Below are 16,499 nucleotides of genomic sequence, written 5' to 3'. Positions count from 1 at the left end.
TGGCGCTTCCCCTCCTATAACAGTTGTTGAATCTTTGTGCTGTCACCCGGGTGATAGCTTCGCAGCTTTTGAATGGCGGAGCCGTGAGTTTCCGGGTACACTTCAATCGTTTCGTCTGTCTGTTCCGCTTCATCATTCGTTTCGTTTGCCATTTTCATCATCACTAGCTGCTTCAGCGGTCCCCCAAGCAGCAATTCCAAAGCTTCCATTGCTTCAGGGGCTTCAATAGAGCCTATGCCTGCCTGAGCCATTCTCTTCTGGTAATCCGGTGATGAAACAACACCAATGCTTCCCCAATAACTCCAATTCATCACGGCCACTGTACAAGGCCATACGTGAGACAACCGCTGTGCAAAAGCATCCTTAAAACTGCAGCCCGCAGCGTAGTTGCTTTGTCCGGAAGCTCTTGCAAACGATTGTACGGAAGAGAAAAACAAAACAAAATCCAGTGGTTCATGCCGGAAAACTTGGGCCATTCGCACGCTTACATCAACCTTTGCAGCAAGAACGTTTCTGAAACATTCCTCACTCATATTCATCAGGCTTTGATCTTGTAAGACAATCGCAGAATGGATGATGCCGTTGATTTCACGATGCGTTTGTTTCATTGTTTCATACGCGCGTTCAAATTCCTCTCGGTTAGCCGCATCTGCTTGAATGTAATACGGGGCTGGCCCTAGACGTGCAAGTCTGTCCAGCTTGCTTTGAATGGCTGCATCCTTTTTCCTTCTGCCAATCCAAACGATCTGCGCCTGATATGTTCTGATCATATATTCACTCCACGCCTCACCAATACCGCCAGCTCCGCCTATGACAACATAAACACCTCCGTGCTTATACTTCGTGTGCACCGGTTGATTGTTGTGTACTGGAATTAGACGAAGCTTATGCCAAATCTTGTTTCGATAGGCCCACGTATTCCCTTCTTGATCGGCAGGCAAGGAAAGGAGTTGAGATAACGGCAGGTCTTCGTATTTTTTAACATCGATCAGCTTTGTCTGCCAATTTGGATATTCTTTTGTCATTGAACCAATCAGGCCGTGCACCCCGGCATCGACCGGGTCGACAATATCATGCTGATCAACATATTGTGTGTTCACCGTCACGACCGTCCAGCTTATCTCCTTCTGTCCATAGCCTAAAGAAAGCATTGCCTTAATGAGCCTATACATTTGAATGACGCCTTGATCTTGGGCTTCAATCATTTCATCGCCGACTTCGCACTCTGTCACACGAGAAGGAGACATCCACACGATGTGGTCAAACGATCCGAGTGCTTCAAGCTGGCCTGTAATTCTATGAATTGATGCGTTCGGCTCAATGTACAGCTCCTTGGCAAACGGAAACTCCCTTTGAACAGCTTTTCTGCTGATGTCATCCCCTCCGAGGATGACAACACGCTCATCAGCAGGCGAAATGATCCTCTTCTCCAGCTGCACTCGATCCCATATCGGCGCCATAAGAAGCGCTCCGTTAAGAGTTGCTTTGGAGTTTCCTAGTGATGTCGGCCCGTCTGGCGGTTGTATGCCTTCTTCCAGCAGCCTTGAGGTAATCCCCTTGATTCTTACACACACTCGGCCTTGTTCATCACACAAATCAATATCCAGTCTCTGTATTTTGTCCTCATTAGGACGAGATGTCACAGACACCCACATTTTATTTGTACACGGGCTGAATATTTCTAGCTCTTGCAGTGCAAAAGGCAGAGAAAGCTGCTCGTCACCGGAATTCAGCTTTAGCCCGATCGACGCTTGTAAAGCAGAATCGGCCATACTTGGATGAAGAACGAATTCATTCAGTGTGTGAGTTACACCAGCAGGCAGAGAAAGCTCTGCCAAGGCTTGATTGCGGCCGATGTAAAGCCGATCTATCCCTTGAAAACCAGGTCCGTAGTCAATGCCGATCGCCTTAAACAATTCATAACATTGGTCGTGTGAGAGTGTGCTTAAACTGCATTGGTCTTGAAGCACGCTGATATCCTGGACTGGAATGTCTCCTGCCCCGCGGATTGAAGCACTGCCTTGACAATGTATCTTTCGATCATTGTGTGCAGCCTCTGTATAGACGTTAAAAGCAATCTCGCCGTCCTGCTGGGGATTTAGACTGATATCCACTTGAACAGGCTGGCCGTCCGCCACAATCGGCTGCACCCACACAACATTTTTGATGTGAATAACAGATTGTTGATCTTCGGTTCTTCTCACTGCTCTTATAACGGCAGCATGAACCATCTCAAGATATGCCACGCCCGGCATAACCGGTTTTCCCTTCACCTTATGATCGGCGAAAAAGAACTCAGCACCTGTAAAGGCCGAGCTGAAACGCTGCTCTGACAAATCAGATGTGTTGACATGTATCAATGGATGCAAAGCTGCTGATTCGACTGTTTTTAAAGCTGTTTGATGGGCGGCTGCCTCCTCTTTCGTATCCGTTATCCAGTAGCGTTCTTTCGCAAATGGATAGGTAGGGAGGCTGATGCGTTTCGGCTGTTTGCCGTCATACAGTTTGCTCCAGCCTATTTCCATGCCTTTTACCCATAAATCAAGAAGTCTTTCATATATGTGAGGCTCCCAGCTATTGTTGAGCGTTTTCTGTACTTCGTCATCTGATCTCAATGTTTGTGCGATACCTTTTTCTGCTCTGCCTCTGTACATGTACTTCGCATTGGTGCCCCCTTCTATAAAGAGGTTCAGTTTTTCCAGCAAGTCCCCAGTCGAGACAGCGATAATCCCTAATCTCTCCTCCATTGCATCACGCCCCTCTTGGAGTGTATAAGCAATATCAGTGAGGTCACGAGCAGTGATAGATCGCTTGCTGATAAAGTCTGCTAATTGCCGGGCTTGGTCTTTCAGACGATCTTCATCCTTTGCCGACAAAATAAAGATGCCCGGGTGCTGTGCTGTCACAGCTGGTGCTGTTGCAGGATGGGTTGTTTCTTTCGGAATATATTCCTCAATGACCACGTGGGCATTGACGCCGCCTATCCCGAACGAACTGATGCCTGCGCGGCGCGGCAGCTCTCGGCCGGCTTCATCCCGAAGCGCCTGCCACTCTCTCGATTCCTGCACAATATAAAACGGGCTGTCATCCAGTTTGATATATGGATTAACAGTTTCACTGTACAGACTTTTGACAAGCGTTTTATGCTTGAGCTGCAATAACACTTTAATGACACCCGCCACACCGGCCGCCAGTGATAAGTGACCGATGTTTGTTTTCGCTGATCCAAGTCCGCAATGGCTGCCATGAACAGCCGGGTCCCCCGTTTTTTCATACAGCTCTTTAAATGCCGCTTTTAAGCCGTTGATTTCTACTGGATCGCCCAGCTTGGTTCCAGTCCCATGCGCTTCAATATAAGTTACGGTTCTTGGATCAATTCCCGCTTTTTCATATGCTGTTTTTACGACATCCGCCTGAGCTTTCGGATTAGGAGTCGTTAGAGAATTTGCGCGGCCACCGTGGTTTACCGCACTTCCTTTAATGACACCGTAAATATGATCACCGTCTCGTTCAGCCGCTGTCAGCTTTTTCAGAAAGAGAATGCCGGCACCTTCACTGACTGCGAATCCATCGGCTTTGTCAGAAAATGTTTTGCATCTTCCTTCTTTGCTCAGTGCCCCGGCCTTATCATAGGCGATATGGCCTTGCGGAGTTACGACCGTGTTGACCCCTCCCGCAATCGCCATTTCACAGTTTCCATTTTCAATGGCGCAAACCGCATGATGAATGGCGACCAAAGAGCTTGAGCACGCAGTGTCGATCGGTTCACTCGGCCCATGAATGTTCAGGAAATAACTGACTCTATTCGGTCCTGCAGAAGGACTCATATTCGCAGCAACTGAGCCTTCGATGTCTACATTTGACAGAAGTGAACTATACCCTGTGTTTCCTGTCCCGATGAAGATGCCCGTTTTGGTTCCTGCCAGGCTTCTCGCTGAGTGTCCCGCTTCTTCTACCGCCTTCCACGCATAGGTCATTAACAGGCGCTGCTGAGGCTCCATCTGCTCAGCCTCCAGCGGAGATATGCCGAAGAACAATGGATCAAAGTCAGCTACTTCATCAATAAAACCGCCCCATTTGACGTTTGTTTTATTCGCTTCTTTCAGAGGGTCTCCGTAATACTCCTGCCAATCCCAGCGGTCTTTTGGAACCTCTGTAATACAATCTGCGCCCGATGACAGGTTCTTCCAATATTCCTCAACGTCTTTTGCCTTTGGGAAAACGCCGCTCATCCCAACAATCGCAATAGGCTCAGGCTTGTGATCAGCTTCCTTTTGCATTGGTGTTACCGAAGGTTTTACAAAGCGGTTTTCAGTCGAAAATCTCATATTTTTTATATTCTGTTCGACAGGCTGCATCGGCACCTCAGCTTTGGCAGGCGTTTGAGCTGTAAAAGCATTTGGATATTCTTCTGACAGATACCCTGCAAATGCATAAACAGTTGCGTGCTCAAAGAAGATCGTAGGCGTAAGATCCAGCTTGTACTTCTCATTCAGTGTATTTGCGAATTCAGTTAACGTAATCGAATCAAATCCATATTGATTAAACTCCATGTCCTGGTCAATCTCTTCAGGTTTGATTTTGAGCAATTGAGAGATTGTTTGCTTTAAAACTTCTTGAATGTGGTCGAACATATTTCCTTGATCCATTCTTGCTTCAGATGTCACCGGTACTTGCACTGTTTTCATTGGTACATCATCAGAAGACGGCTTTTGAGTCAGCTTTTCCCTCATCATGTCTTTGATTCCTTCCATGACGATGACTTGATCTTTGCCAAATGCCAAACCTTTATACAGCGCTTGAATGCCGGTCTCGGTCCGCATTGGAGTCACACCTGTGTTTTTCAACGTCATGTTTTCAATTTCTTTATTCGCGCGCATGCCGCCTTCTTTCCAGAGCGGCCAATTGATTGACAACGTTTGTCCGTGCCTATACATGGCGGTTACAAGCGCATTTCGATAAGCAGCATAACTGTCCATAAATGCATTAGCCATTGCATAATCGGCCTGTCCCGCGCTGCCGGCAACACTTGATATTGAAGAAAAGAGGATAAAGAAATCTAACGCAAGATGCTCGGTTGCCTCATCCACATTCACAAGCCCTTTCACCTTAGGAGCGAGAACTTGTGTCAGCTCTTCATTGGTTTTGCTCATAAGATAGTTATCTTTAATCAGCCCAGCGCTGTGAATGACACCATTCAAGTCTTCGTAATCAGACGTAATGCTTGTGATAAGCTCGGAGGCTGCTTCCGTTTGTGTCACGTCAACCTGCCTGTATTCTGCGCGAGCCCCTAATTGCTGAAGTTCGTTAAGCTCCGCCTGCTGATCCGCATTCAACGCGGATCTGCCTGTCAGAATGAGCACAGGCTGTTCGGCTTGGCGAGCAATCTCTTTTGCAAAAATAAACCCAAGTCCTCCTGCGCCGCCCGTGATGAGGTAAACACCTTTATCTCTCCACGGCATGCTTATTTCCCGATCATCTATTTGCATTTCATCCAGATCATTGATGTACCGTTTGCCTTTTTCATATTTGATGTGCTGATCTTCTGTGTGCCTTTTATTCTCTTTCAGTTTTTCTATTACACTTTCAATATTTTCATGTGAATCGATTTCAATCGTCTGGCCGATTAGTTTTTTATTCTCCAGGCCGGCGGTTTTAAGGAGCGCCGATAGCCCTGAGAATGAGTACTGCTTTCTTTGTGCAGAGGTAAGCAGCTGGATCAGAACATTGCCCTGAGGTCTGCTTTTGAGAAGACCCTGGACCGTCTCAAGCGCTTGTTCGGCATAATCTTGGAACCTCTCTGCAAGTCCTTCGCGGAATGACTCCAAAACGATGCATTCCGCTCCTGTCAATCTTGATTCAATGCGATCTTTTGAGAGGCCATTCATGTCGCAAAGCATGACAATGTGCCGTTCGTAATGAGGCTCAGGACTTTCTTTTTTAAAATCCTTAGGCACCCATTTTTCTTCAAACATCAGGGTTTCCAGCGTTTGATCAGATTCCGCCGATCCAGAGCCGCCTTCCGCTGCTCTGAAAGATAATCCTTTCATCCGTACGCAAACATTGCCGCTCTCATCTAAAATATCAATATCGCGCTTTTGCACCTTATCAGTTGCCTTGCTGCCTTGGCTGTATCTTGCGTATACCCACATTTCTGACGAACATGCTCCGAAGACTTCAAGCTCCTGGACCGCAAAAGGCAGTGTCAGCTGGTTATCCCCGGCGCCTGTCAAAATGCTTGACGCCTGCAAAGCAGAATCCATCAGCCCAGGGTGCATTTTGTATTGGCTGAGCGTATCTGCAGCTGACGGATGCAATGACAATTTTGCCAAAACAAATTGTTCAGCTGTATAGATTTTTTTCACTCCGCGATAAGCAGGACCATATTCAAATCCAATCATTCGATAGGTGTCGTATACTTCGTTTACGCTGAAATGGCTTTCCTGACACTGCTCCCGCAGAAATTGCAAATCAACCGCCGGCAGATTTTCAGCAGGATTCAATACCGCGCTGCCTTGACTGTAGACGATTGACTGTTCGCCAGTAACGTCTGAATGACCATAGATTTCATAAGAGATCTCACCATTTTCCCCCGGTAAAAGCCTAATGTGTACTTGTTGCGGCTGATCCTCTACAACAATAGGCCGCACCCACACCGCGTTCTTTAGCTTCATGGTGCGCGGTACACCTTGTACCTCTGCGGCCTGCTCAACAGCTGCCCGCGCCAATTCAAGATGAGCCACTCCCGGCAAAATCCGTTGGCCTTTCACAACATGATCAGCGAGGAAAAACTCTTCTCCCGTATAAATAGAGCTAAACCTTTGTTCCGAGAGATTCGATGTGTTTTGATGCATTAATGGATGCAGCACGGCTCCGCCAAGGCGGGAGGCTGCTTGATTTGCATCAATGCTGCTGCTTTTTTCAATATGATCAGAAATCCAATAACGGTCTTTTGCGAAAGGATACGTCGGCAAGCTGATGCGCTTTGGCAGATTCTCGCCATACAATTTCCTCCAGTCTACATCAAGCCCCTTTACCCATAATTCAAGCAATTTTGCATACTTTCCCCGTTCCATCCATTTCTCGACGGCTTCTTGAATCTCTTCGTCCTCTGTCAGCATTTGGAGTGTGCCTTTATCAATCCTGCCTTTAAATACATCCTCCACACCGCTTTTGCCTGCTGCAAAGTGTTTTAACTTTTGCTGTACATCCTCAATGGAACCCGAAATAATCCCGAGACGTTCTTCCATCGCATCCCGTCCGGCTTGCAGTGTATAAGCGATTCGGGCGAGATTTACGTCACTATATGTTTGCTTATCAAGCGCATCTGCCAGCTGCTGTGCATGTTCTTTTAGCCGCGCTTCATTTTTAGCCGATAAAACGAAGATACCCGGATGTTCCGGCGTGATGGATGGTATATTCTCATCGGATGCTTCCGGAATATATTCCTCGATAATCACGTGGGCGTTTACCCCGCCGATTCCAAATGAACTGACACCTGCCCGTCGAGGAAGCTCTTCTCCCCGTTCATTTTTCAGCGCTTTCCATTCTTCCGTTTCCCGTACGATATAGAACGGACTGTTTTTCAGCTGAATGTATGGATTCACGTTTTCGCAATGCAGACTTTTCACTAAGGTTTTATGCTTAAGCTGCAATAATATTTTAATAACTCCTGCTGCACCGGCTGCCAGCGATAAGTGGCCGATGTTTGTCTTTACAGACCCTAATCCGCAGTAAGGATTGGCTGATGTGTCTCCTTCATTTACACCCAATGCTTTAAAAGCTGATTTCAAACCGTTAATTTCAACCGGGTCTCCAAGCTCCGTCCCGGTTCCGTGGGCTTCAATGTAGGTCACGGTTTTCGGATCGATTCCCGCTTTTTGATATGCCGACTGAATAACATCTGCCTGCGCCTTCGGATTGGGAGTCGTTAAAGAGGCTGCACGGCCGCCGTGATTGATTGCACTGCCTTTTATGACTCCGTAAATATGGTCTCCCGCTTCTTCAGCCGCTTTTAATTTTTTCAGGAACAGTATGCCGGCACCTTCCCCATGCGCAAAACCATCGGCTTGATTTGAAAACGTCTTGCATTTTCCTTCTTTGCTCAGTGCTCCCGCCTTATCAAAGCTGATATACACCTCAGGAAGGATAATCGTATTTACACCGCCGGCTAATGCCATGTCACAAGTGCCTTCCTCAATTGAAGAGATGGCATGGTGGATCGCCACTAGTGAACTTGAGCACGCTGTATCAATCGGTTCGCTCGGCCCATGCAGATTAAGGAAATAACTGACCCGGTTCGGACCGACCGATGGGCTCGTATTGGCTGCCGCTGATCCTTCTATTGCCGAATTCGCTTTAAATAGAAGAGAGCTGTATCCTGTATTTCCCGTTCCGATGAAGACGCCGGTCTTTGTGCCTGACAACCTTTTCGCCGAATATCCTGCATCTTCGATCGCTTTCCAGGCGTAAGTCAGCAGTAAGCGCTGCTGAGGTTCCATTTGTTCAGCTTCACGCGGGGAAATGCCAAAGAATAATGGATCAAAATCTGCAATACCGTCAATAAAACCGCCCCATTTCACGTTCGTTTTATTGACTTCCTTCGCCGGATCACCTTCATATTCACGCCAATCCCAGCGATCTTTTGGGATTTCCGTCATGCAGTCTTTGCCCTCTTTTAAGATGTTCCAGTACGCCTCAACATCTTTCGCCATAGGGAAAATCCCGCTTATGCCCACAATGGCAATTGGCTCAGGCCCTGCATCACTCTGTATGGCGTTTGGCAGCATGACTTGCTGCTTTCTGCGTCTTTTAGCTTTGGCACGCACGGCTTGTTCCTGTTTCGCAGCAGGCTGAAGCTGAGCCGATGCAGCGCGCACAGCAAATGTCTTCGCAAATACCGATTGATATTCTTCTGACAAATGCTTGCCAAACGCATGAATCGTCGGGTGGTCAAAAAATACGGTTGGCGTCAGCTCTAACTGATAGACGCGATTGATATGGTTGGTGAATTCAGTCATGGAGATAGAATCAAAACCATACACCGTCATCTCGGCATGATCATCAATTGTTTCAAGCTTGACCTTTAACAGCTTGGCGATCTCTCGCTTTAACATCGCCTTTACTTTATCCAGCAAACTGTCTGTATCAATGCTATTTATTTGTTCAGTCATGTGTTCTGCTTCCTTCTTTTCCATAGGTGCTGAGGCGTTTTTGGCCAGCATGTTTTGTTTTATTTTCTGCACATCGCCTTCGATCACCATTACTTGGTTTGCCTCTGAATGAAGTGCTTGATATAATGCCTGAATTCCTTTTTCTGCCCTCATAGGAACAATACCGGCAAGTTGTACAAGCCTTTTCTCAGTTTCTTGATCGACCTGCATGCCTCCATCTCTCCATAAAGGCCAGTTTACAGAAAGCGTCTTCCCATGCCGCTGGCTGAGGTCGGCAAGCCTATTTCGATAGCCTGCATACATATCCATAAATACATTGGCTGTCGCATAGTCAGACTGGCCAATGCTCCCTAAACTTCCTGAAAGAGATGAAAAGAGAATAAAGAAGTCTAAAGGCAAATCCTTGCTCGCTTCGTCTAGATAAACAAGCCCTTTTACTTTAGGCGCCAGTACATCGTGCAGATCTTTTGCCTGTTTATTAACCAGGTAGCTGTCCTTGATGATTCCGGCACTATGAAGAATACCGTTCAGACGGCCATATCTTTTTTGAATGTCGTCAATGAGCTGATAGACTTCAATTTTATTGGTAACATCTGTTTGCCTGTAGGTGATGTCAGCCCCCTTGCTATGAAGCTCTTTCAGCTTTTTGCTTTTGCTTTCGCTAAGAGGTGAGCGGCCTGCCAGAATGACTGTCGCATTTTTCGTTTGTTCCGCAATTTCCTTTGCAAAAATATGACCTAGTCCGCCGGCACCTCCTGTAATGAGATAAACGCCATTGTCTTTCCACGGTTTGCTGCCGTCGCCTTTTGCCTGTTTGATTTCACGCCAATCAGCAATATACCGTGTCCCGTTTTGATATTTGACATATGAATCGCCGCTCATTTGATTTTCTAACAGTTTGCCAGCAATGCTTCCTCCACTTTCTTCACTGCTGACTTCAATCATTTGGCCGGTTAGTTTGGCATTTTCCTGACAAGCTGTTTTCAGCAGTCCTGTCAACCCTGAAAACAATTGCTGGTCTCCCTCTGCAGAGGTTACGATCTGAACGAGAATGCCGTCTTTCGGTTTCGTACGAATGATCTCTTGTACCTTTTTAAACACTTGTTCTGTATAAGAATGGAAACGCCCATCTACTGAAGAAGGCCTTGCTTCCAGGCTGTATACATGGACATCTTCGATGGCTGCTTCAATTTGTTCTCTCGTCTCATGATCATATTCACATAGGAATACGAGATGCTCTGCATATTTTTTTGCTGCCGCGCCTTCAGCTGCCTTTTGTTCTTGCCAAACGGGCTGAAGCAATAAAGTTTCAGCGTTGATTTTTGATGGTTCGGTTTGTATATCTGCCTCCATCACTCTCGTCGAAAATCCTTTCAGCCGCACGCAGATCATGCCATGCTCATCACATAGGTGAATATCGACTTTCTGTATCAAATCTCCTGGTTTGTTTTTCGAGTTGAATTGAACATAAACCCACATGTCAGAAACGCACTGACGAAAGACCTCAAGTTCCTCCAGGGCAAATGGCAGTGCTGCCTTAAAGTCTTCAGTGTCTGAAAGTTCCGCTCTGACGACATTTTGCAAATATTCAGCCGCCTGTAACGCCCCGTCCATTACACTTGGATGAAGAACATAATCGCCCAACGTATGTGCAACAGATTCCGGCAGTGATAATTTTGCAAGCAGCTGGCCGTCGCCTTTATATACGGCCTCTACACTCTTGTAACCTGGACCGTAATCGGCGCCGATCATCCCTTCATAAAACGAGGCAGCATCCATTTTGCTTTGATCACATTGTTTCTTGATCTTAGAAAGATCCAGTGCTTTTTCTCGCTTTAACTGAATCAATTCCGCTATACCTTGGTTATATACAACTGGTTCTGCATCAGCGGATTCCGGATCACCATACATCCGATAAGCAATGTGTCCGCCATCTTCATCGTAAAGTCCGATATTTACCTGAACCGGCTCACTTCCTGCTACAACCGGGCGAACCCACACGACATTTTTCAGCCTGATTCCAGTTTCATGATCCTCCAATCCGCCAATTCCTTGTTCTATAGCGGCTCTTGCCATTTCAAGCGTGACCGCCGCCGGCAAAATCGCCATGCCTTTAATGATATGCTCGGCAATAAAATACTCTTGTCCTGTGAAAATGGAGCTGAAACGCTGCTCTGACAGAACCGATGTATTATGGTGCACCAAAGGATGCAAACGAGATGGTTCAATTGTTGTGATGGCGCCGGTGCTGCTTTCAGGCCAGTATCGTTCTTCGGCAAAAGGGTATGTCGGCAAGCTGATGCGGCGTGGCTTTGTATTTGGATAGAGCCTGCGCCATTCAACGTGAAAGCCATTTGCCCACATCTCGGCAAGCTTTCTCAATTCTTCTTTTGATATCCGCGATGAAGCCATATCATCTGCTTCAGCATTTCCAAGCAGCTGTTCAGCGGATGTCATTCTCGTTTTTTCTCCTTGAATACAGCCTTCTGCGAGCGGCTTTCCAGTCACAAAAGCTTCCAGCTGATGTGTCCATTCTTCCAGATCGTTCACTATAAAAACAATCCTGTTATCCATTGCTTCACGGCCGACTTGGAAGGTATATGCAATATCTCTTAAAGAGAAATGCCTTTGCTCGTCTTGACTGATATAGGACAGCATTTCCTTCGCGTATACTTGGAGCCGTTCACTATTTTTTGCTGATATAGGAATGATGTAAGGCTGATTGCCTTCGTTTTCGGTACCTGCATCAGAAATGTTTTCATATTGCTCAAATATTGCATGGGCGTTAGTTCCGCCAAGGCCGAATGAGCTCAGAGCCGCCCGATGGACACCTGCGTGTTTCTCTAACGATTTTCGTTCACGGACAACATAAAAAGGAGAGCTTTCAAACTTTATATCCGGATTCGGCTCCGTACAGTTGATGGTCGGTGCAAGTTCATTATGGTATAAACTCATCGCAACTTTAATGCATCCGGCTAACCCCGCAGCTGTATCCAAATGGCCAATATTCGTTTTCACTGAACCGATTCCGCAAAATTGTGTTTTGTCTGTGTATTGCTTGTACACTTTATTTAGCGCAGACATTTCAATAGGATCGCCTAATTTCGTTCCCGTCCCGTGCGCTTCAATATAACTGACCGTTTCAGGATGGATCTTGGTTGTATCCAATACATGCTGTATCACTTCTGTTTGGCCTTTTACACTAGGCGCATAGAAGCCTGCCTTCTCTGCCCCATCATTATTGATGCCTATTCCGCGCATAATCGCATAAATATGGTCTCCGTCTTTTACGGCATCCACAGCTTTTTTCAGCAGGATGACTGCTACGCCTTCGCCCCCGGCCATTCCGTCCGCCGAAGCATCGAACGCCTTTACATGCCCGTCGCTTGAAAAATTCAACCCGTTTTGGTGCACGTAGCCGATCGCTGATTGTGCGTGCAATGTTGCTCCTCCGACAAGCGCATATTGTGATTCGCCCGATGTCAGGCTTTTGTATGCCTGATATAAACCGACTAGTGATGAAGAACAGTTAGAATGAACAAAATAGCTTGGCCCTTTTAATCCGAGCTTATGTGAGATCATTGTGGGAATGGTTCCGCTTTGGGCTAAAACCCATGAGACATAGCCATCCGGTGATTCATGTCCTTCTGTTGTCTCCTTCGGCAATAACGTTCTATATGAATTGCTGCTTGCAGACATATATACGCTTGTTGCCGGAATCTCCTTAGCCACATATCCTGCATCTTCAATCGCTTTCCAGGAGTGCAGCAATAAGAGGCGGAGCTGAGGGTCCATATACTCAGCATCTTTTGGCGAGATTTGAAAGAAACCGGGATCGAATAAGTCTTTTCCTTCGATCACAGATTGCACCGGCACATAGTCAGGATGCTGTATCAATTCTTCGGGAACTCCATTTGCGCGAAGCTCTTCTTCAGAAAAGAATTGTATGCTTTCTTTGCCTTCTTTGATGTGGTTCCAGAAGTCATGATGATTTTTCGCACCCGGGAACTGGCAAGATATCCCCACAATCGCAACACTGTCGTCAAAATAAGGGGGAATCTTCTGTTTCGTGTATTTTCCATCTTTTTTGTCATCATGATCATCTTCATTTTGTGTCCCGGCTAGATCTGAGTTTTTCATCTCCAAAATGTATTCACTGATTGCACGGATCGTGGAATACTCAAACAGCTCAGTAACATGAAACTCACAATCGAATTCTTTTTTGATTCGTTCAGCCACAGCTACAGCAAGAAGCGAATCGCCGCCCGCATCGAAAAATCCGTCTTCTGGCCCAAATCCGCTGACCTTGAGCGTTTCCTCCCAAATGCGCAGCACCTGATCCTCTATTTCCGTTAATTGCAAGTGATTTGGTTTCCTTCTGTTGAACACGATCTCGCGTTTTTCTAATTCTTTACGGTTCACTTTTCCGCTGGGCGATAATGGAAGCTCATCTAAGCGGATAAAGTGTGAAGGTATCATATATTCCGGCAGACTCGATTTTAGATGAAGGCGCAAATCTTTTGGATTGGCAGAGACATGTCCGCTTTCCTCTGTATAATAAGCAGCGAGCTGTTGATGGCCCTCCAGCTGCTTCACCACTACCGCTTGATCTAAAATGCCCGGAAATTCACTCAGCTTTGTTTCTATTGCGCCCAGCTCGACGCGAAAACCGCGTATTTTGACTTGGCTGTCAATCCGTCCCAAGTATTCTATGTTGCCGTCAGGAAGCCATCTTGCTGAATCACCCGATTTATATAGCTTCGTCCCTGGTTCAAAGGGATTATCAATAAATTTTTCAGCCGTAAGCCCCGGCTTTTTAAAGTAGCCTCTTGCCAAACCGGCTCCAGCGATGCAAAGCTCACCAGGCTTTCCGATCGGGACAGGCTTCAAATGCTGGTCCACAATGTAAATTTTCGTGTTGGAGACAGGCTTTCCAATCGGTGTATGGTGACTTGCAATATCTCCTTTTCCGCATCCGAAATACGCAGCGTAAATGGAGGCTTCCGTCGGTCCGTATATATTTTCAACACGGCAGTTTGTAAAGAGTGATACCGCCTTTTTCACTAATTCTTTAGGGAAGGCTTCACCTGCAACCATCATATACTTTAGCGGACCGTCCTCTGTGAATCGCTTGTTGTCTTTCGCCATTTCTAAAAAAACATGCAGCATGGCCGGCACAAAATTAATGTGAGTCACTTTATATGTTTCAATATAATCCATGCAAAGCTGCGGTGATTTCTCCCCATTAGGCGGAAGAATCACAAGACGGCCGTCTCCAATAAACCATCCGAATAATTCTGAGATCGATACATCAAACACATAGTTCGTCTTCAATAAATATGCATCCTCAGCCGTTACAGGATAGTGAGATTCTAGAAAATTCAGGGTATTCATAATGCTCCGATGCTCTACCATAACCCCTTTAGGCTCTCCAGTGCTTCCCGATGTATAAATAATATAAGCGAGGTGTTCCGGTTTTACTTCCCGCTTTAAACCGCTGCTTTGCTGGTCTGTATAATCGTTTCGGCAAGCTAACTCGATATTGATCGCTTTTACATGGCTGCCAGTTAATCCGCTGATCCTATCATGAACGTTAGGTTGGGTGAGGACAATGGATGCCTGACTGTCTTTGAGCATGTACTCTAATCGTTCTTGCGGAAAACTTGGATCTAACGGCACATACGCTCCGCCAGCTTTCAGTATTCCTAAAATTCCGATGATCATATCAAACGAACGCTCTGCACAAATGCCAACGGGCTGTTCAGGTCCAACACCCTGATGTTGAAGGTAGACTGCAACAGATGTGCTTTTTTCATCTACTTCTTTATATGTAAGTGATCTGTCTTCAAACATCACAGCAACCGCATCGGGGGTTTGTTTCGCTTTTTCCTCAAACACCTCATGTATACACTTGTCATTTGCGATGTTTGTCCCTGTCGCATTCCATTGTTCCAGCAAACTAGTTTGTTCTTGATTTAATTGCAAAGAGTAGGCTTCAAGCGGCAAAGACGGGTCCTCCATCATGTGCTGCGCGAGCTTCATATAGTTCTCCATCATGCTTTCAATGGAGGACAGTTCGTACAAATCAGGGTTGTACAGAAGATGAAGCACTGTTTCATTTTCTTGCTCATATATTTCGAGCGCCAGCTCAAATTCACCCTCTTGCCGAATGTCTTCAATATATTCGATGCCAAGCGTTTGATACGGTTCAAGCACTTTTTGCAAGCCTGTTGCCTGAAAAAAGTTTTGGTACAGAAAAGCTGTTTGAAAAACCGGAGAATCCGCGGCCGAGCGGTCTACATTCAGCTCTCTTACCAATGCAGGGAACGGAAACGCCGCATGATCCAGGCCGTCAGCCACTGTCAGCTGCAGTTCCCGAATAAATGCTGTTAATGGCTGAGATCCGATATTCTTGCTCCGAACAGCCATCATATTGATAAAATAACCGATTAGGGTTTCAAATCTGTCTTCTTGCCGACCCATTGTCGGAACGCCAACAATGATATCCTTTTGTTTTGTATAATGATGCAGCAGTACTTTGTAAATGGAGAGAAACACAACCGATTCATTCACATGATTGGTGCGGGCAAACGATTTAATTTGATTTCTCAGGTGATGAGGGAGCAAGCTTTTATAAGCTTGCCCCTTAAATTTTCGTGCTGAAGACCGCGGACGGTCAGCAGGCAAATCAAGAACTGGCAGACTCCCAGACAACTGTTCTTTCCAGTAAGCGAGATGCTCTTCCCCTTCTCTGCCAGTCAGCATTCGATTTTCCCAATCGACAAAATCGTAATAATCAGCTGTTAATGGCTGCTGCAAGGGTTCAATCCCATTCAGCAATTGTTGATACGCTTCGAATAGCGCCGATATCAATGTCAGCATCGACACACCATCAAATATGATATGGTGAATTGTTATAAGAACAATGCATTCTTCTAACCGATGAAAAAGGTGTGTGCGCCATAACGGACCAGCTTCCAACTGGAAAGGTTCTTTTGCTTTTTCTTTTAGAAAAGGCAAAATATCTGCTGATTTCATTGCTGATATATCCTCTTCCACAAAATAAAGATCCTTTGATAACTGAACCGATTGAAATGGAATGCCATTTTCTTCTTGAATCACACTGGCTAAGACCGGATATTGTCTCTGTACAAACAGAAGGGCTTTCCTGAACGTCTCTGCATGTATTGGTTTGCTGAAGCGAAAGCATAAAGGAATGTTATATGCACTCATCCCAGGAGACATTTTTTGAAGCATCCACAGCCCTTTTTGCCCTTCTGAAAGCGGGCTTTTCAACTGCCGCTTCATGCCTTTAAGATGTTCTTC

The 16,499-nt window shown here is 46.1% G+C and carries 1 protein-coding gene; it reads right to left on the bottom strand.

Annotation, left to right across the window (positions count from 1 at the left end; genetic code table 11):
* Window positions 1-14: 14 nt before the first annotated feature.
* Window positions 15-16,481 (bottom strand): amino acid adenylation domain-containing protein, encoded by a 16,467-nt coding sequence (locus tag MKX71_RS09220; protein ID WP_339232037.1) that lies wholly within the window; start codon window positions 16,479-16,481, stop codon window positions 15-17.
* Between the last annotated feature and the right edge of the window lie 18 nt (window positions 16,482-16,499).

The sequence above is a fragment of the Bacillus sp. FSL M8-0071 genome, assembly GCF_037975455.1.
Lineage (GTDB): Bacteria > Bacillota > Bacilli > Bacillales > Bacillaceae > Bacillus > Bacillus subtilis.
The sequence above is the reverse complement of the archived record's forward strand: the minus strand, read 5'-3'. Positions and strand labels throughout refer to the sequence as shown.